Genomic DNA, 21,057 nt, shown 5'->3' on the forward strand with positions numbered 1-21,057 from the left:
ATTTGGGGTAATTACCGTCTAGTTATCAGAACTACGATATAGTTTGTCAAAATAGATGATAATTTGTTCCTCTAAATATATGTTAATTTTTTCTAAATCTTTTTTCTCGGAATACATTCCAAAAGTGGTTTCCTGAGTCAGTTCCTTTATGTTTTTAGTGTGAGTACTTTTGGTAATCAGTCTATTACCATTTAATAATTTGTCAACCTCGATTCGTAAGAAGAGATATGCTTCAAATTTTTCACCTTCCACTTTATATTTCGTATTGATCTTCATGTATTCGAATTGCGCTTCTTCTGAAGCTGTATTTCTTTCGGATTCACTTAGTGAGTGAAGTGGATGGTTTTCTAATTCAAATTTTGCTTTGGCATATACATCCTTCATTTTTTGATCTTTGTTGACCAGCTCTTTTCGTAAACTCAATAAGGTGGTTTGTAATCCGTTTTGGTATACTGGGATGTAATCTTTTCGTAAGTAAATACTATCTAGAAAATCAATTGCCAAGTTTTTGAAGTCTTCATCGGTTTTGGCATTTTCCTTTAGAGCAGCAAAAAGCATTTTCATTTTATCTTTTGCAAAAGCCTCTTCATTATCATAATATTCTTTCTTTGCTATCGCTTCAATCTGATCAGCTACTGCCAAGGCATTGTTATCATAAATTTCTCCTCGATAACGGAATCTATAGTAATTCTGTTTATCAAGTTGTTCTTCTAACTGCTGAAGTGTATCTTTTGATTTTTGAGCATTCTTTTTATTATTTGAAGAGTTAGGGTCTCTTTTTCTGAATCGCAAATCAGGTTTTTTGACATCAAAGGAATAACTATATCCAAGGGTAACTGTAAAGTCGTTTGAACTTGCAGTAGTAGAGCTATTTCTAAACAAGGCTAGTGCATTGAGATTTAGGTTATGCTTTTCTTTATATACATAACCAGCATTAGCTCTAAAATTAGTAACATTTCCTTGTGAAGTTCCGTTGGCTAAACTTTGATTATAAGAAGCAGAAAATCCTGTTCTTAGTTTTTTATCAAAGAATTGTTTATTAACAGATAGTGTTGGACCATAGGTTAGTGCATCATTTTCTTCAATGACATTATAGGCAGCATTAACTGCACCGTTTACGGTTAATGCGCTTTCTGGATAAGCAATGGAATAGTTGGCTCCTAAATTGTAAAAATCTGTTTGGTTATTGGTTTCATCTGCTGTTCCTTGTTCGTCTTTAGTGGTTTGATATGTCAGATTCAAACCTATATTTTGTTGTTTTTGTTTGCTTTGCGAAAGGATATAGCCAAGGTTTAGAGAGGCGTTTTGTGATACCTGCTTAAAGTCCAAGGTGTCAAGATTTTCTACAGGATCAACTTCATTAATAATGTCAAATGCTGTTCGAATATTGGTAAAGGATTGAAAATTAGAATAAGATGCTGCAATATTTAATCGGTCAGAGGCTTTGATATTTGTATTCAATGCAGCGACAATTCTATTCGATTGAGATTCTTTTTCATTCTTAAGATCATCTCTTTGTAGTCCTGCATTTAAGGCAAGCGATACACGACCGTTAAACAATTCTTGTGTAGCATTTGCGGTGATATTTTCTAGATCATTATTAAAAAAATATGCTCCAAAAGTTCTGTATTGTGGATCGATTCGTTCATAACCAATACCTAGACTACCTTTTCCAAAGGCATAATTTATATCTGCATTAAAAGCAGTATAATAATCGGTAGAAGCTTTTTCATCGATTAAGAACCCAAGTATATTACTGTTGGAATCTGTTCCTGTGTCGTTTAGGTTTTCTGTCACCGCACTTTGGGCAACTTCTAGATTGAAATTCAATCCTTTGGTAATCTCTACGGAAGAGGTTAAACTAATTACTAAATTTTCTTTAGGATCAATATTGAGATCATCAGGTATCGGAATTTCTAAAGAGGACGCTTCGTCTTTTGCTTTGAAAAAAATCAAACCGATATTAAATCTATTGAAATCATATGAGGTTTTTAATCCGTATCCCATTCTTTTATATGCAGGGATTGCTTCGGGTACTTCGGCATTGTATTCGGTTGCTTTTAAAAACCTACCATATAGTGCACTAATCTTAAATGGACCATTTGGTGTAAGATCTGTTCCAAAACCGGTAAATTGGTGTCCGCTCACCGTATATGGAGAAAAAGTCATCGCAACATCTCCAATATGTGTCGCTACCCATTTATAAGAAGGGTGTATACTAAGTCTGTTAATTTTAAAAGGTGTACTATAGGCAAAATCCTGATTGGTATAAGAAAAGGATAAAGGGATGTTATAAATTCCGCTAATGTTAAAATTTAAATTACCATTGAGAAAATACGTAAAAGGTTCTCTATTAGCAGTGCCGTTATAATACACAGAATTTGCAGAAATTCCCCCGTTAATTTTAACTAAAGGAGCCTTTCCAATTTGACCAAGATCTTGGCCAAGAAGGGGAGAAGTGAGTAAAACCAGTAAATAAAGTAATCTTTTATTCAATATGGGGCTTGATTTGGGGTTGGCGAATTTAAGTTTTTTTTAACATTTAACAAAGGGAAAATTCTAACTTTCAGAACTTTAACAGAATATGTAATCTTATTCTTACTTGCAGCTTAGTTTTTGAGCTATTTTTCCGACTTTTCTATAAGTAAGTGTCTTTAAGGACGATAATGTTACCATGTATATATCGATTTTTTTAAAAAGATGGTAATTAATACCATTTCATATGAGAACTGGTATAACAAAGGGATATAAAAAAACCTCGCTCCATTAGAGCGAGGTTTTACTATTTTGGTTTTTAACTTTTCCTTAGTTAAATATATATCTTAAACCAACCTGCATTTGCCATCTTGACGATTGATTACCAAAATCATCAATTTGTTCTACATCATCAACTACATTTTGATTTAAGCTGAAAGTAGGAACATTATCCGAGTCTATATCTACTACATCTAAAAGGTTTACTTCATTAGATATAAACTTTCTTACTCCCCACTCTTTGTTTAACAGATTTCCAAAATTAAGGATATCCGCTGTAAACTGTAATCCATGTGTTTTATTACCAATCTTCATTGAGAAGTCTTGAATAAATCTAAGGTCAAATATATGATTCCAAGGACCTCTGTCTCCATTACGTTCAGCGTATTGTCCTCTTCTGTCACTTAAATAATCATCATTAGCGATATAATTATTAAAAGCTTCCCATTGAGCAGCTTGCTCTTCTGGAGTACCTGCAAAACGAATTTCACTTGCGTTATTAGGAACATAGATTAATGCACCATCATCAAAATCATCTGCAAGAATTAATTCATTATTTTCATTTCCGTAAGTATATGAGAATGGTCCGGCTTGTGATCCTTCATATACTAATCCTATAGTTGTTTTGATATTGTCATTCCACTTTAATTCATAGGAAACGTTACTGATAATTCTGTGACCAGCTGAGAAATTAGAACGAGCTAGAGGAATTCTTGCATTTTTACCATTTACAGTTACCTGATTATTCCACTGCGAACTGTTCTGTGAAGACGTAGCATCAAAAATATTCTTGGAATCTCCGTAAGTATAAGAAAGACTTCCTTGGAAACCGTTTTGGAAAGGTTTGGTAATAGTTACCGAAGCGTTATATGAGAATCCTTCTCCTGTATTCGAAGCAAGATAAATACCAGAACCATATGTGTTATCAATTCTATCAAAAAGATTGTAACGTGGTCTGTCATCAGGTCCGTTGTTTAAGGTTTCTGTAGTATTTCTTATGTTCAGATTTTCGTACTGTAATTGCGTAATATTATCTTGATATAATAAATCTACAGATGCTATTAATCCCCACCAAGGTAACTTTTGATCAACTGCAAGGTTATATTTCATAATTTGCGGTAGTTTAGTATCTGGCGCAAATAAATCAATTTGTCCACCAAAATTACCAGGTCCTGATGCAATATGTCTTTGTTGTGTGTTTACATCTGGGTTAAAGAATATATCATCTGCAAAATCTCTAGCATCACTAACACCTTGTGTAACTCCATTGTTGTTATAAGTTCCACCTGCCCAAACTAATGGTACTCTAGATGTGAATATTCCTAAACCACCTCTAATTTGAGTTGTGTTATCACCTTTTACATCCCAGTTAAAACCAACTCTTGGTGCAAGATGAGCTCTTGGGTCTATAGCTTTACCAACTCTCGCTCCTTGAAGATCTTTACCATTTGCTTCTAATAATGCAACGGTTCTAGTGTTAAAATCTTCATTGGTTAATCCATCTTCCCAGAAAGGAACATCTACTCTTAAACCTGCAGTTACTTTTAAGTTATCAGTAAACTGAATTTCATCCTGTACATAGAATCCTAAAACAAAACGTTGGAATTCTGCAGCACCGGTTGATGCATCTCCAATTCCTCCACCAGGAATTAATGAGTAGTTATAATCATATCTACTTACAGCTTCATTATTTAAGAAACTAGTAACACCACTTTGTACAAATTCATCCTCTCCGTCGTTATTTAAATCATCAAAAACATCGAAGTATCTGTAACGCCCAAAGTTATTTCTGAAGAATAAATTTTTTGTTTTAGCAAATTCATTTTGTGTACCGATTGTTACCGTATGTCTTCCAGCATAGATACTAAAGTTGTTTGCTAAAGTAAATACGTCTTGATCTAATAGGTTTGCTGTACTAAAACGCTCAGCACCAAAATTGATCCCACCATCTCCATCATCTAAAAATACAGTAGGGAATGGGTCTCCATCAGGGTCTCTATCATCTCTAACAATTGAGTACCCTAAAATTAGGTTATTAGAAAATTTATTTCCGATGGATGAGTTCCATTCTAGAGTAGTTGTATTCGCAACACTTGTAAAAAACTCTGATCCATTGCTAAAGTTGATCGTTCCGTTTGACGATCCTCTTCCTTCAAGGTTTTCAGATTTTACATAGTTATTTTTGATAAAGATTTGGTTGTTGTCATTGATATTCCAGTCTAGTCTAACAGTAAACGTATTTCCTAGTAGGGTAGAAGCGTTGTTTTCGTATCCTCCAACATCATAGTTATAACGATCTAAAATAGTTTGTCTAAGATTAGCAAGATCTTGTGCGCTTGAATTCCCTCTATAATTTGATATATTAAAAGGAGCAGGAGTTTCATTATCAACTCTTTCTAAATTTGCAAAGAAGAATAATTTATCTTTTACAATAGGACCTCCTACTCTAACTCCATAAGTTAAAGCTGTAAATTCTCCAAGTTTTTCTCTTTCTTCTCCTTCTCCAACAAGATCTACAGGTGTTTTACCAACTAAGTCTTGATTCTTAAAGAAAGTATAAGCTGATCCTTCCCAGTTGTTAGATCCTGAACGTGTAATTGCATTAATAGCACCACCCGCAAAACCAGATTGTCTTACATCAAAAGGAGCCACGTTAACCTGAAAAGATTCTATAGCATCGATTGAAAATGGATTAATACCCGTTTGTCCACCATTGGTTCCTGATCCAGCTAATCCAAAAACATCATTATTTACTGCTCCATCAATATAAATACCGTTAAATCTATTATTTTGCCCAGCAATAGATATAGAAAAGCCATCATTTCCTTCAGTTAACTGAGCTTGAGGAGTAACTCTTACAAACTCGGCAACCGATCTTGAAGTATTCGGTAATGTGCTAATTTCTCGTTGTGATACTTTTCTACCAGCTCCAGTTTTGTTAGAATCAAAAATACTGTTTCCAGTCGCCGTAATCACAACTTCATCTAATTGATTTGTCGCTTCTTCAAGTTGTTTACTTACTCTTTCAGATTGTCCTAACTGAAGAAATAATCCATCTCGTACAAATCCTTTAAATCCAACATAAGTGATAGTGATTCTGTATGGTCCCCCAACACGCATATTTTGAATACGATAAAATCCATCAAAATCAGTTGTTGTTGCATACTTCGTAGCTGTCGGACCGTGAACTGCTATCACAGTCGCTCCTGGTAATGCACCGCCATTATTATCGGTAACTTTACCATTAATCGACGATGTCGTAACTCCTTGTGCAAAAGTTTCTGCCACTGTTGCTAAAAGAATTACAACGAATAAAAATGTAATCTTTTTCATTATCATGAATTGCGTTAATTGTTTGGCGCAAAAGAACGAATCTTTGCGCAATCTAAGTTTATCTAAACGTTAAAATTTTTACATAAAATTTTAACGGTTTTAAGGTAACTCAAATTTTTACCACATTGGTTTTCAGATAATTGAAAATATTAAAAAGTTGTTAACCGGAAAATAGTTAGCTTAAGTACTTTTTAATTAACATTTTCGTTGACGAATCATGGTCAGAAATCTGCGATTTATCGATTTCGTTTAAAATATTTGTAGCTAATTGCTTACCTAGTTCCACACCCCATTGATCATAACTAAAAATATTCCAGATGACTCCTTGCACAAAAATTCGCTGTTCGTACATCGAAACTAACGCTCCTAAACTTTTTGGAGTGAGTTTGTCAATAAGAATTGTAGTTGTGGGTTTGTTTCCTGAAAAAACTTTAAACGGTACTAGCTGTTTTAGTTTCTCATCAGAAAGATTTTTGGATTGTAATTCTTCCAGAACTTCTCGTTCTGTTTTACCATTCATTAAGGCTTCTGTTTGCGCGAAGAAATTAGCCATTAATTTATCCTGATGATCTTTATCTCCAAATAAAGGTTTTTTAAAACCAATAAACTCAGCAGGAATTAATTTGGTACCTTGATGTATGAGTTGAAAAAAGGCATGTTGTGCATTGGTTCCAGGTTCTCCCCAAATGATAGTTCCAGTTTGATAGTCGATTAGATTTCCAGCACGATCCACACTTTTACCATTACTTTCCATAATGCCTTGTTGTAAGTACGCAGGCAATCTATGTAAATATTGAGAATAAGGAATGATGGCTTCGCTTTCTGCTTCAAAGAAATTATTATACCAAACACTTAGTAAACCTAGGATTACAGGAATATTATCCTCAAAATTAGTTGTTCTGAAATGTTCATCCATTTCATGAGCTCCTTCTAATAAAGATTCAAAGTTTTCGTATCCTATGAATAAACTAATCGATAGTCCAACCGCACTCCATAAGGAGAATCGACCGCCTACCCAATCCCATAGCGGAAATATATTAGTTTCTGCTATTCCAAAATCTACTACTTTTTGAACATTACTAGAAACCGCTACAAAATGTTTGCTTACAGCTTCAGCTGTAGCTTGATTGATAAACCAATTTCTAGCAGTAATAGCGTTAGAAAGTGTTTCTTGAGTTCCAAAACTTTTGGATACTACAATGAAAAGCGTAGTTTCCGGATCTAGTTCTTTTAATCTCTGATGTACATGATCTCCATCTACATTGGATATAAAATGAAGGTTTAGATGGTTTTTATAGTATTCTAAAGATTCTGTAATCATTACGGGCCCCAGATCTGATCCGCCAATACCAATATTTACAATATCTGTAAATGGCTTATCAGTATATCCTTTTAGATCTCCTTGGATTACTTGATCACAAAATGTTTTGATTTTAGCTTTTACTTCTGATACTTCGGTGATTACATTTTTTCCTTGTACCTGAACAATCTGGTCACTAGGAACCCTTAGTGCAGTATGTAAAACAGCTCTCTCTTCTGTTTCATTGATTATTTCTCCACCAAAATAGCTTTGTATCGCCTTGTCAAGTTGTACCTCTTTTGCAAGATCAACTAATAATTTTTTAGTGGTTTCGTCAATCCTGTTTTTAGAATAATCTATATAAAAGTCTTTCCATTCAACAGATAATAGGTCTGCTCTGTCAGGAGTTTTAGCAAAAAGATCTTTCAGATGAGTATCTTTTATACTCTCATAATGGTTTTTAAGTGCTTCCCAGGCTTTTGTGGTGGTGGGATTAATAGTTGGTAATGCCATGTGGTTACAATATTTCTTGTTTTGGTTTAAAAATAATACTATCTAATCTTGTTTTCAGTGGTTCTATATGCTTGTAAAAAGCAGGTCTTAGACTATCTTGTAAGGGTTTAGAAGCTGGTAAGTCTTCTTTAAATGGATCTACTTCTCTACCATTTTTCCAGAAACGGTAACAAACATGAGGACCACTAGTATTACCAGTCATTCCGATATATCCAATTACTTCTCCTTGCCTAACAAATTCGCCAACCTTTACGGCTCTTTTGCTCATATGAAGGTATTGAGTTTCATAGGTTGCATTATGTCTAATTTTTACATATTTACCATTTCCACCTCTACGTTCTGACTTCGTAACAGTTCCATCTGCAGTAGCCATAATAGGTGTTCCAATAGGCGCGGCAAAATCTGTTCCTCGATGGGGTCGGATTTTATTTCCGTAATATTTTATTCTTCTTTTAAGGTTATATCTTGAAGATATTCTACTAAACTGAACTGGTGCTCTTAAAAAAGCTCTTCGAAGATTGTTGGCTTCTTGATCAAAATAATCTGATGTGCCATTAATGCTATCATCTTCAAAGCGAAAAGCATATATAGGTTTACTTCTATGTTCAAAATAAGAAGCTTTAATTTCTCCAATTCCGGCAGGAATTGTGTCATTGATATACTTTTCGGTATATACAACTTTAAATAAATCTCCTGCTTGCAGTCTCGTGAAATCTATAGTCCAGGCATAGATGTCTGCCATTTTATACGCTACAAGAAAGCTAAGATCCATATCATCAAAAGTCTGTGAAAGATTGCTTTCTATAATTCCTGAGGCTACTCTTTCTACAATTTTTACTGGTTTTGCACTTTTTCTTGCAGTAATACTATCTCTAAAATCGACAACAGTATAGTCAATCAATCCATTTTGATAAACGAAAACTTGTGCCTTTTCTGTAGTGTCTTTTGATTTTAGTACTGTATATGCTTTTCCTGCGGTAATTCGTGCAACATTAAAAGTGTCTTTTATTTTATTAGAAATTTCAAAAACTTTAGCTCTCGAAATCCCATGACTGTCTAAAATAGCTCCAAAACTATCACCAGGACGGACAGTATCTCTAACTACTGTAAAATCATTAAGATTGTATCCAAATTCCTTGATTGTGGGAGGTTCTTTTACTTCTTCAATTGTTTCTGGAACAACAACAGCTGGTGCTTTCTTTTGTTTTTGGCATGAAATCAATACTACCAAAACGAGTAGTATATAACCTAAATTCTTCAACTCTGACTTTATTTTGTGGTATTAAATTGATGGGTAACCCATTGCTGACCCCAATTTTCTTTTTCTTCTGCGCTCCAAAGATTAGGAAAAAACATAATCCTTTGAAAACTTGGGGGTAGAAACTTTTTCCAGTTGGTTCCTCCTGTAGCTAAAACCTGACCTTGATCTCTATTAAGATATCTGTAGGCGGCGCCCATATGCATTAATAACCAATTAATATTTACATTGGTGTCAAAAGTACGCAATGCATTAATAAGGTGCACATTATTTTGCTCTTTTTCTGGAAGTTCCAGATATCTATGATAGATGGTACTCTGTTTAACTTGATGTGCAATACGCATCATTCTAGGCGTATAACGGTACTCAAATTGCTTAAGAGTCAATGTTTTTTCACCGGTTTTTATGTCCGTTGCTCCGGATTTCCAGTATAAATGTTCGTATACATCCTCTAAAGGATCGTTTTCAGAAAATTGATCTCTTTCTTTCGTGTTTACCAAGTTTACCAGAGGAGTTGCATATATTTCAATCATCCTGAATTGAACTGATTGAAATCCACTAGCTGGCAACAAAGACATACGGTATTTTAGGAATTGATCTTTATCCATTCCTTTAATCATCACATCAAAGGAGTCAATTAGAACTCTAAAATATCGATTAATTCGATCTAATTTTTTAGTAAAAAACTCTGCAGTTTGTAGCTTATCATCAATGATTTGCTTTAACTCATGTATGATTAATTTAAAATACAACTCTGTAATCTGATGATACATGATGAATATTTCTTCATCAGGAAAATGTGTTCGAGGTATTTGTAAACTAAGTAAAGTGTCTAAATGGATATAATCCCAGTAAGTAAGATAACGGTCATGTAAAAGACCATCCAGATAGGATCCTAGATCTTGACCAGAGTTTTTAAATTTCTTTTCAAGCTGCTTTATTTTTTCAGCAATTTCTGGTTGTATGGATTCTTCCATTAATCTATAACTATTTTAAGAGGATGTTTTAATCCTTTATACGCTATTAAGTCTGCATTAATAGAACCTACCAGAATATCTGCTTTTATTCTAACAGGCATACGATTATCATCATCACTTACCCAAACAGTTAAGCTTTCTTCTTCTTTAAATACTCTTTCTGCCTGAACAATTGGACGAAATTTTAAACAGCGTATTTTGTTGCCATTCATTTTTACTATTTCCCTTCCTAAAAAGCGCAGCTTGAATAAATAGTTTTCATTATCGAAAAACATATTTACAATTTGCTCATCACCTTTTTTTAACGAAGATACGTTAATATTATTTCTTAAATAATAAAAGGAAGACATCATATCCTGGATATTGTCCTTTATAGTGAAGGTGTTTTTGGTGTTATGTTTTTTATTAAACACCAAGGCTTCTTTTTTTTCGTGATCAAAATTTATTTCTATATCCTTAGTATAACCACCTTCATTAATTTTTCGAATGAAACGATAAGGTTTTACTTCTTTTTTGTCTATATAAGTTTCATAATAATCTTCAACTTTAAAAAATACACTTAAAAGTCCAGATGATTTTCCTGTTCCTACAATATGATGTACCGGCATGCCATTAAGCATCTCATCTTTAACTTCTAAAGTTGCATAACTTGCTGTAAAAACTCCATATCTGATTTTAAACTTGAACCATTCTCCATTTTCAAAAGATTTGTGGTTCTCTTGAGCATTCAGAGCGGTTGTAAATAAAACTATCAATAAAAGAAGAAATCTTTTCATAACTAATTTTGGGTGTTGTTTAATTGCGTATATGTACTACTATTGAAGCTTTTACAATTTCCATTCCAAAAGTACTACATTATATAAACAGATAAAAGTTTGTAGTATTACTAAATACTGAAAAAAAAGTAATAAAAAAGAGAGCCACCACAGCTCTCTTTTACTTTTATTAACCAACTAAAAACTTAAATTATGAGAATAATTATTGTTTTTGGTATAAGCGGTAACCACTCCGCTTATAATACAAACATCAGCTTTTTTTGCATAATTATCAAACGAAAACGTTTTTTTATTATGATATTTAACAAAAATTTAGGCAGAAATCCATTATTTTTCAATAATCTTAATTTATTAACAGAGCTTACAGAAATTATTCAAAAGAAATTGAAGAAAATTTTTGATCTATAAAGTACCTCTTTGTTCTTGCTCTCTTTCAATGGCTTCAAATAATGCTTTGAAGTTTCCTTTTCCGAAAGATTGTGCTCCTTTCCGTTGTATAATTTCAAAAAACATGGTTGGCCGATCGAGGACAGGCTTTGTGAAAATTTGTAATAAATATCCTTCATCATCGCGATCAATCAAAATACCCAATTCTTTTAAGGGTTCGAGATCTTCGTCAATTTCTCCAACTCTGTCCAAAACAGTTTCATAATAAGTAGCGGGAACCGTTAGGAATTCTACGCCACGATTTTGAAGAGATGACACTGTTTCTATAATATTATCAGTTGCCAATGCCATATGCTGCACTCCAGCACCGTTATAAAAATCAATATATTCTTCTATCTGAGATTTTTTTCTTCCTTCGGCTGGTTCATTAATCGGAAATTTTATTCTTCCGTTTCCGTTACTCATTACCTTACTCATTAGTGCGGTATACTCTGTAGAAATATCTTTGTCATCAAAAGATACTAATTGAGCAAACCCCATAACTTTTGCATAAAACTCGCACCATTTGTTCATTTCATTCCACCCTACATTTCCTACCATATGGTCAATATATTTTAGACCTGTGTCTTGCGTAGTGTATGGTTTATTCCAAGCAATATATCCTGGAAGAAAAGCTCCATTATAGTTTTTACGTTCTACAAATATGTGAACAGTTTCTCCATACGTATGTATACCAGAAAAAACCACGGTACCATTTTTATCCTCTTTTGTAATGGGTTTCATATAGGATTCTGCTCCTCTTTTTGTCGTTTCTTCGTAGCTTTTAGTGGCATCATCTACCCAAAGAGCAACTACTTTTACACCATCTCCATGAGCGTTAATATGTTTGTTGATTTCACCATCTGGTTGCAATGGAGAGGTAAGTACGAGTGTTATTTTATCTTGACGAAGAACGTAAGAAACACGATCTTTTAATCCTGTTTCTAGGCCTGCATAGGCAATCGGCTGAAAACCCCAAGCGGTTTGATAATAATAAGCAGCTTGTTTTGCATTTCCTACATAAAGCTCTACATAATCAGTTCCTAAAAGTGGTAAGAAGTCTTCTGCTTCTGGGATTATTTTTTCTAAATTTTGAGAGGTTGTATTTGTTGACATAATTTTGTTTTAAATGTTAATTAGAAATTTTCAAGTGTAACTTGTTTGATCCAGAATTTTTAATGTCTGGATAATTTCTATGCTACCACATAGCTCTTAAATGGGCAGATATGTCTATTCTATAATTCAACATAAAATACGTATTATTAAACTATTCCAACCAAGATTTATGATAGTCATCATCGGCAATTTTCATAGCTTCTTTTGTAACCATTAGCGGTTTAAAGGTATCTACCATCACGGCAAGTTCATCTGTTTTGGTTTTTCCAATACTTCTTTCTACTGCTCCAGGATGAGGACCATGCGGAATTCCGGCAGGATGCAGAGATATATGGCCTGCTGCAATATCGTTTCTACTCATAAAATCACCATCCACGTAATATAAAACTTCATCACTATCAATATTACTATGATTATAAGGAGCAGGAATACTCTCAGGATGATAGTCATACAATCTTGGAACAAAGGAGCAAACTACAAATGCATCTGTTTCAAAAGTCTGATGTACTGGTGGTGGTTGATGAATTCTACCAGTGATGGGTTCAAAATCATGAATTGAAAATGCATACGGGAAATTAAATCCGTCGTATCCTACAACATCAAAAGGATGTGTAGCATAGATCATGTCAAAAATTTCGTCTTGCTTTTTTACTTTGATCAAAAAATCACCTTTTTCGTCATTGCTTTCTAGCTCATGAGGAGCACGAAGATCACGTTCACAAAAAGGAGAATGCTCTAATAATTGCCCAAACCAGTTTCTATATCTTTTTGGAGTATAAATCGGTCTTCTGGATTCTACTATAAATAAACGATTTTCATCAGTATCGAAATCTAATTTGTAAATGGTTCCTCGAGGTATTAGGATATAATCTCCATACCTAAAGTCAATGTTTCCGAGATGACTTCTAAACTTACCACTTCCTCTATGTACAAAAATCAATTCATCAGCATCTGTATTTTTATAAAAATAGTCTGAAGTTGATTCTTGTGGAGCGGATAAAATAATACTTACATCACTATTCGTAAGTACATTTTTTCGGCTTTCTAAATAATCTTTTTCAGGATTTACTTTAAAACCGTGTAATCGATATGATTTGATATTATTCTTGATGGCAATTTCTGGAGCGACACTATAACTCCCTTTGATTTCTTTTACCTGTGTAGGTCTATGATGATGATATAAGTTGGTAGACATTCCATCAAATCCAATCGTTCCGAATAATTGTTCGTAATATAGATTTCCGTCAGGTTTTCTAAATATAGTATGTCTCTTAGGTGGTATGGTACCTAAAGAATGATAAAAAGGCATGATTTTTAAGATTATATTGTTAACTATTAAGTTTGAAAAAGTAATGCAATAGTAATCTGATACCTTATTCCGGATTACGTTTAATAAGGTAGTGTAGTAGCAATAATAAATCCTGCCAATACAAAGTCATAGTATTACAAATATCGTAAATATTTATATTTTTTTGTTGTAAATTTTGCTAAAACCAAAAACCAATACTAAAATACCATTCTCCTTCTTTCTGTTCAGGAGAATATGAATATTTAACCTGTACAGGTCCTGCAAAAGTTTCTAATCCATACCCTAAAGCATATCCTGAGTATTCAGGAGATTCAAGCCAGCCACCGTTATCAAATAATCTAGAACCTACATTAGCATAATTTGCAGATAGATTTAGGTGATTTTTAGGAAATATTTCATAGTCCAAAGTCATATTTGCTTTAATGAAACTATCACCAACGATACTTAAAAAATCATATCCATAAAAAGGAATATTATTATTGATCATCCTAGCTCCAAAACCTCCAACAAAAAAATTAAGGCTTCTTATGTTCTGCTCTTCCCATCGATTTCCAGCACTCAGCCCAAGATTTACTGAAGTTTTCCTAATAGGTTTAAAAGCATATCCAAAATCAGCTTTCGCAATGACAAAATTGCTATTTTGACTATTAGGGTTGTCATCGATCAAATAATAATTGATATTTCCATCAAAGAAAAAGCCGGAAGAAGGGAAGTACTTATTGTCATAGCTATCAAATTTTAGATAGGATAAGACACTCCAGTAATTACTGTTGTCAAAGACAACACGCGGTAATTGATCTTCATCTTCACCAATGGTTTCTGAAATGAGTCTAAACCTTCTATACTCAGCACCAAGACCAAATGAAAAGGTTTGATTGAGTAAGGTTTCCAGATAGAATTGGGTTTTAAAATCCAAATAGTCTAAATTGATTTTGTTTACTTCGATATCTGGTAAATTAAAATCATCTCTTACTAATTCATATTCTACATTTCGATTGAACCGATTTAAACTATTTTTTACACCAATACTCCAATAAAAACCTTTGTCTATATAATAATCAAGATTATACCGTATGTTGTCTCCTAAAGCTACATCCAAGGAAAGTACATCATTATTAAACAATAAACTTTTTTTAGTGAAGTTGATTAAAGCTGCTGTTTGATACAAATCATCATAATGAAGAGCAAACCGCAATAACATTTTATTTTCAGATTCTTTTACATTTAAAACTAATTCTTTACCACCATCTTTGTCAATTAATCGATGACTAACTCTATCGAAGTTCCCAGTGGCGGAAAGGTTGTTGATGCCTTCATACAATTCTTGATAGGTTGTTAGTTTAGGATTTTTTAGTCTTAGTTTTAATTTACCTTTTATATAAGATCTGGTATATCTTTCGTTTCCAGAAATTATTAAACTTTTTATTAGAAGGGTATCGGAGTTTTTAGGAATTGTTGTTTTTGGCTTTGCTGTTTTCTGAAGCCTTTTGATAGCTCTTAATTTTTCATAATTGGCAAAAGCCGCTTTTTCACCATTTGCAATGATTTTATCTGCTTGATCAAATGATATTAGATTAAATTCTGAAATAGATGGTTTTACATATACATCTGTATCAGGTATTTTGGTTTTCATAGCATTAATCGTCCTGAAATTACTAATCTGCAACATGATATTGGTAACAGAATTAAGCTGATTTCTTGGCATTAAACTATCTTGTACATCTATACCAATAACGATATCGGCTCCTTTTTCGCGAATTTCTTTAATGGGATAATTATTAGAAACTCCACCATCTGTCATTAAAATCCCATCTAATTCTATTGGACTAAAGATGGATGGTAACGCGCCACTTGCGGAAACTGCTTCTGGAAGATATCCCTTATCTAAAAGGATTTGTTCGCCAGTAGCAATATTTGTAGACATGCAGAAAAAAGGAATAGGAAGTTTACTAAAATCTTCAATTTCATGGACGTGAGAGGTTAAACGAGCAAATTCATTAAAAAAGTTCTGTCCTTTAGATAATCCACGCGGCAAACCAATCTTAAAATTATCAAACGGCAATGTTAAAGCATATTTTTCTGAATCTTCACGTTCATAAAAAGTTTTAGCTTTTCTGGGTAAGTCATCTTGGATTAGTACATTAAAATCTACAGCTCTAAAAATAGAGTCTAGTTCTTTAGCGCTATATCCCGAAGCATATAAGGATCCAATGATAGCTCCCATACTTGTTCCTCCAATATAATCTATTCGTATTCCAGCTTCTTCAATAACCTTTAGAGCTCCAATATGGGCAAGTCCTTTGGCACCGCCACCACTTAATACCAATCCAACTTTAACATCTTGATCTTTTGTGATATTGGAAGGAATAGTATCGTTTATCTCTTGAGAGCTTAAGTTTTTTGTAGCAAAGAGTAGCGCAATTAGCAAGGAGACATTTAGAATCTTATTTGAGGTACGCCAGATCAAAAATTTATTCTTTTTTAGAAAGATAGTAATTATATACTTTGGTTGCGCGAGAATCACCAACTACTTCGGACAATTCCTTTTTAGTGGCTTCTCGTATTCTTTTTACAGACCTAAAATGTTTAAGTAATTCTATTACTGTTTWTTCTCCAATTCCTGGAATAGAATCTAATTCTGTATCCAATGCAGCTTTACTTCTTTTCTGTCTGTGAAAAGTAATTCCAAAGCGGTGTGCTTCATTTCTGAGGTGCTGAATAATTTTAAGAGACTCAGATTTTTTATCTAGGTATAGCGGAATAGAATCTCCTGGATAATAAATTTCTTCCAGTCTTTTAGCAATTCCAATAATAGTAACTTTTCCTCTTAAATCTAAACTTTCTAGCGCTTTCAATCCCGAAGATAGTTGACCTTTTCCTCCATCTACTATGACAAGTTGAGGTAGAGGTTCTTCTTCTTCCAAGAGCCTTTTATACCTTCGATATACTACTTCTTCCATAGAAGCAAAATCGTTAGGTCCTTCTACCGTTTTTATATTAAATTTTCGATATTCCTTTTTACTAGGTTTTCCGTTTTTAAACACTACACATGCAGCAACAGGGTTGGTTCCTTGTATATTAGAATTATCAAAACATTCGATGTGTCTTGGCTCTTCTGGTAATCTCAGATCTTTTTTCATTTGAGCCATCAAACGTTTCACATGTCGATCAGGATCAATAATTTTGATTTGTTTGAATCGCTCCTGCCTATAATACTTGGCATTTCGTAAAGATAAGTCTACGATTTTCTTTTTATCACCTAATTGTGGAATTGTGATTTTTAAATCTTCACCAACATCAACTTTTATAGGTACAAATATTTCTTTGGATTTAGAATTGAATCGTTGTCTTAATTCAATGATTGCTAATTCCAATAATTCCTTGTCCGTTTCTTCTAGCTTCTTTTTGATTTCTGTAGTATGAGATCGAATGATAGAGCCATAGGATAATTGAAGGAAATTAACATAGCCGTAGGATTCATCAGAAATGATGGAAAAGACATCCACATTACTGATTTTTGGATTGACAACTGTCGATTTTGCTTGGTATTTTTCTAAAACGTCAATCTTTTCCTTTATTCTTTGTGCATCCTCGAATTCCATGTTTTCGGCATGCATCATCATTTGCTTTCGAAACCTATTCAGAGAGTCTTTAAAATTACCTTTTACGATTTGTCGAATTGCCTCTATGTTTTGATGATATTCTTTTTCATCTTGTAGTCCTTCGCAAGGTCCTTTGCAATTGCCTAAATGATATTCGAGACATACTTTGTATTTACCGCTTTCAATTTTTTGTTCAGATAAATCATAATTGCACGTTCTAAGTTGATATAATCCTTTAATAAGATCTAATAGCGTATTTACAGTTTTAAAATTGGTGTAAGGACCAAAATATTCAGAGCCATCTTTTATCAGATTACGAGTAGGAAAAACCCTTGGGAAACGTTCTTTTTTTATACAAATCCAAGGATATGTTTTATCATCCTTGAGCATTACATTAAAACGAGGTTGGTGTTTCTTAATAAGATTGTTTTCCAATAATAACGCATCAGTTTCAGTTTCTACTACAATATGTCTTATTGTATTGATCTTTTTTACTAATACTTTGGTCTTATAATTATCATGATTTTTTGTAAAATATGAAGTGACTCTTTTTTTGAGATTTTTAGCTTTTCCAACATATAATAGTTTATCATCTTTATCATAATACTGATAAACTCCTGGACCTGTTGGTAAAGTTTTTAGTTGTATTTCTAGTGAGGGTTGTTGCATATTCCAAATGTAAATTTAATGCTTTGTTAGCATTAATAAATGCACTTCATACTATTATTATGTTAAAAACAAGAGCCGAATTCAAGCATAAAAGGAATTATACTATAAAATGAATCTGGTTTTTTATTACTTTAGTGTTTATATTATTTTAAAGGTACTTTTTTGAAAGATCAGAAAAAAATAATTGGAAGAACAGATAAGGTAGATTTTCCACTTTTAGATTTATACGATATTGATGTAAAGGTCGATACTGGAGCGTATACTTCATCTATTCATTGTAAGGAGATTAAAGAAGTTGGTCAGCTTTTGGAGTGTCGTTTTCTAGATCCTACTCATCCTGAATATAATGGTAAAAAATTTACTTTTAAAAATTATGATATTACCGCTGTAAAAAGCAGCAACGGAAAGGTTGAAGTTCGATATGCAATTAGAACTAAAATCACATTATTCAATTCTACACAACCAATAACATTAACTTTATCTTCTCGAGACGATATGCGTTTTCCAGTCTTAATTGGGCGTAAATTTCTTAGTGGAAAATTTTTGGTAGATCCACAATTAGAAGATCAGTCTTATAACCTAAAATCCTAATGAATATAAAAATTTTGTCTCGTAGTGCAAGTTTGTATTCTACTAATGCATTAGTTCAGGCGGCGATAAAACGTAAACATAATGTACAGGTCATAGATCCGTTAAATTGCGATATTGTTATTGAGAAGAAAAAACCTGAGATCTATTATCGAGGTAAGAAACTAGATCATGTAGATGCAGTAATTCCGAGGATTGGTTCTTCTATTACTTTTTATGGTACTGCGGTTGTGAGACAATTTGAAATGATGAATGTTTTTACCACTGTGCAATCTCAAGCATTGGTGAATTCTAGAGATAAATTACGCAGTCTGCAGATCCTCTCTAAAGCTGGATTGGGATTGCCTAAAACTGTATTTACAAATTATTCTAAAGATGTTTCAGAAGTAATTTCTCATGTGGGAGGAGCACCATTAATTATCAAGTTGTTAGAAGGAACACAAGGTTTGGGAGTTGTTTTAGCAGAGACAAAAACAGCGGCAGAATCGGTACTGGAAGCATTTAATGGGTTGCAAGCAAGAGTTATAGTTCAGGAATATATTAAGGAAGCAAAAGGAGCAGATATTAGAGTGTTAGTTGTAGATGGCCAGGTAGTAGGTGCTATGAAAAGACAAGGTAAAGAAGGCGAGTTTCGGTCTAATCTTCATAGAGGTGGTAGTGCTAGGATTATTCAATTATCTGACGAAGAAGAAAATGCAGCTATAAAAGCGGCGAAAGCGTTAAAACTTGGTGTTGCTGGGGTGGATATGCTTCAGAGTGAGAGAGGACCATTAATTTTGGAAGTAAATTCATCTCCAGGATTAGAAGGAATTGAAACCGCCACAGGAAGAGATATTGCTAAAACAATTATTCGTTTTATAGAACGAAGTGTTTAGAATCATATGAAAAAGACCGAAGAAAAAGATGTTCTCAGTATATTAGGAGAAGGTATTCCGCTTGGAACAAGTAAAACGATAAACTTTAATATTGCTAACCTATATACTTCTACAAAGGTAGAAATTCCTATTATAATTGAACGTTCTAAGAAACCAGGACCAACAGTTTTAGTTACCGCTGGAATTCATGGAGATGAGATTAATGGAGTAGAAGTAGTGAGGCAAATTATTTCAAAAAAAATTAATAAACCTGCAAAAGGAACAATTATTTGTATTCCTGTACTTAATGTATTTGGCTTTTTAAGTATGAATCGTTTTTTCCCGGATGGGAGAGATCTTAATAGAGTATTTCCTGGTACTAAAAACGGTTCTTTGGCAAGTCGTTTTGCATATCAATTTGTAAATGAAATTCTGCCAGTAGCAGATTTCTGCTTAGATTTCCATACAGGAGGCGCTAGTAGGTTTAATGCACCTCATATTAGAGTAGATGGAAAAAATGAAAGATTATTGAATTTAGCAAAGATTTTTAATGCTCCTTTTACCTTATTATCTAAAAACTTAGATGGTTCATATCGTGGAACTTGTGCAAAAAAAGGAGTGGATATTTTGCTGTTTGAAGGTGGGAAATCCCAAAACAGCAACCGAGATATTGCTAAAGAGGGAGTGTTAGGAGTGCTTAGAATATTAAGTCATTTGGATATGCTAAAACCATCATTTGCTATTTCTGATTCAACTAATGATACAATTGTAATAGAGAAAAGTTTTTGGATAAGAGCCAAATATAGTGGGTTATTACATATTAAAATACCATATGGAAAGTTAGTAGAAAAAGGAGAGCAGTTGGCTACTATTACTGATCCTTACGGAAAAATGAGACATGTTGTAAAGGCACCTAATCAAGGGTATATTATAAATGTTAACGAAGCTCCAATTGTATACAAAGGAGATGCTATTTTCAGAATTACAACACAATTAGCTTCCTAAAAATGAATAAGAAAGAGCTAAGAATAAAATATAAAGAATTACGATCAAAGTTAGAAGTTGATCAGATAGATGATTTAAGTCTTGATATTTCTAATAACCTGTTAAAATTGAATATATGGGAAAAATCGTTTTACCATATTTTTCTTTCCATCCAAAAACAAAAGGAAATTAATACAGAGTTCATACTCCATATTCTTCAAGGAAAGGATAAAAACATTATTGTTTCCAAAAGTAATTTTGAAGATAATAGTCTAGAACATATATTACTTACTGATAACACGGTACTTAAACTAAATAACTGGGGAATTCCGGAACCGGTAGATGGTATTCCTATTCCAGAATCTAAAATAGATATAGTTTTTATTCCTCTTTTGGCATTTGACCAAGAAGGAAACAGAGTGGGCTATGGTAAAGGTTTTTATGATAAGTTTTTGTCTAAATGCAATCCTCAAGTTATTAAAATAGGAGTCTCTTTTTTTTCTGCTGAAGAAAAAATTGAAGAGATCTTGTCTACAGATATAAGATTAGACTATTGTGTTACTCCTTTAAAAATATATGATTTTAATACGTAAAGAAA

The 21,057-nt window shown here is 33.1% G+C and carries 14 protein-coding genes; 4 read left to right on the plus strand and 10 right to left on the minus strand.

Annotation, left to right across the window (positions count from 1 at the left end; all coding sequences use genetic code 11):
• Positions 1-18 precede the first annotated feature (18 nt).
• The 10 genes from GBO31_RS09995 to uvrC all read right to left on the minus strand — a co-directional run bounded on the left by GBO31_RS09995 (position 19) and on the right by uvrC (position 18,033).
• Positions 19-2,496, minus strand: a complete 2,478-nt coding sequence (locus GBO31_RS09995; protein WP_219008193.1) for a hypothetical protein — start codon at positions 2,494-2,496, stop codon at positions 19-21.
• A gap of 309 nt (positions 2,497-2,805) precedes the next feature.
• A complete protein-coding gene (locus GBO31_RS10000; RefSeq protein ID WP_219008194.1) occupies positions 2,806-6,087 on the minus strand; it encodes a TonB-dependent receptor in 3,282 nt (1,093 codons plus the stop codon).
• A gap of 175 nt (positions 6,088-6,262) precedes the next feature.
• On the minus strand, positions 6,263-7,900 hold the full coding sequence (pgi, locus tag GBO31_RS10005; RefSeq protein WP_219008195.1) for a glucose-6-phosphate isomerase: 1,638 nt from the start codon (positions 7,898-7,900) through the stop codon (positions 6,263-6,265).
• Positions 7,901-7,904: 4 nt separating this feature from the next.
• On the minus strand, positions 7,905-9,161 hold the full coding sequence (locus tag GBO31_RS10010) for a peptidoglycan DD-metalloendopeptidase family protein (RefSeq protein WP_246615835.1): 1,257 nt from the start codon (positions 9,159-9,161) through the stop codon (positions 7,905-7,907).
• A gap of 8 nt (positions 9,162-9,169) precedes the next feature.
• The gene (locus GBO31_RS10015) at positions 9,170-10,135 is read right to left on the minus strand and encodes a tryptophan 2,3-dioxygenase family protein (RefSeq protein ID WP_219008196.1); all 966 of its coding nucleotides are present in this window, start codon (positions 10,133-10,135) and stop codon (positions 9,170-9,172) included.
• Complete coding sequence (locus GBO31_RS10020; RefSeq protein ID WP_219008197.1) at positions 10,135-10,911, minus strand: DUF3108 domain-containing protein; 777 nt, start codon at positions 10,909-10,911, stop codon at positions 10,135-10,137. Before GBO31_RS10020 ends, GBO31_RS10015 begins: the two co-directional genes overlap by 1 nt.
• Before the next feature lie 402 nt (positions 10,912-11,313).
• Positions 11,314-12,453, minus strand: coding sequence for a 4-hydroxyphenylpyruvate dioxygenase (gene hppD / locus GBO31_RS10025; protein WP_219008198.1), 1,140 nt, complete (start codon positions 12,451-12,453; stop codon positions 11,314-11,316).
• A 151-nt stretch (positions 12,454-12,604) separates the two neighbouring features.
• The gene (locus GBO31_RS10030; RefSeq protein ID WP_219008199.1) at positions 12,605-13,762 is read right to left on the minus strand and encodes a homogentisate 1,2-dioxygenase; all 1,158 of its coding nucleotides are present in this window, start codon (positions 13,760-13,762) and stop codon (positions 12,605-12,607) included.
• 178 nt (positions 13,763-13,940) lie between these two features.
• Positions 13,941-16,229 (minus strand): patatin-like phospholipase family protein, encoded by a 2,289-nt coding sequence (locus GBO31_RS10035; protein WP_246615836.1) that lies wholly within the window; start codon positions 16,227-16,229, stop codon positions 13,941-13,943.
• Between the two features lie 4 nt (positions 16,230-16,233).
• Positions 16,234-18,033, minus strand: coding sequence for an excinuclease ABC subunit UvrC (uvrC, locus tag GBO31_RS10040; protein ID WP_219008200.1), 1,800 nt, complete (start codon positions 18,031-18,033; stop codon positions 16,234-16,236).
• Positions 18,034-18,195: 162 nt separating this feature from the next.
• Between uvrC and GBO31_RS10045 the strand changes: the two genes are divergently transcribed.
• The 4 genes from GBO31_RS10045 to GBO31_RS10060 are packed head-to-tail and all read left to right on the plus strand — an operon-like array spanning position 18,196 to position 21,052.
• Complete coding sequence (locus tag GBO31_RS10045; RefSeq protein WP_219008201.1) at positions 18,196-18,624, plus strand: ATP-dependent zinc protease family protein; 429 nt, start codon at positions 18,196-18,198, stop codon at positions 18,622-18,624.
• Positions 18,624-19,496: a 30S ribosomal protein S6--L-glutamate ligase gene (gene rimK / locus GBO31_RS10050; RefSeq protein ID WP_219008202.1), complete on the plus strand. Its 873-nt coding sequence runs from the start codon at positions 18,624-18,626 to the stop codon at positions 19,494-19,496. Before GBO31_RS10045 ends, rimK begins: the two co-directional genes overlap by 1 nt.
• Positions 19,497-19,502: 6 nt before the next feature.
• Positions 19,503-20,480, plus strand: coding sequence for a succinylglutamate desuccinylase/aspartoacylase family protein (locus GBO31_RS10055; protein ID WP_219008203.1), 978 nt, complete (start codon positions 19,503-19,505; stop codon positions 20,478-20,480).
• Positions 20,481-20,482: 2 nt separating this feature from the next.
• Positions 20,483-21,052, plus strand: coding sequence for a 5-formyltetrahydrofolate cyclo-ligase (locus GBO31_RS10060; protein WP_219008204.1), 570 nt, complete (start codon positions 20,483-20,485; stop codon positions 21,050-21,052).
• Positions 21,053-21,057 lie beyond the last annotated feature (5 nt).

Source organism: Aquimarina litoralis, assembly GCF_019295435.1.
GTDB classification, from domain to species: Bacteria; Bacteroidota; Bacteroidia; order Flavobacteriales; family Flavobacteriaceae; genus Aquimarina; species Aquimarina litoralis_A.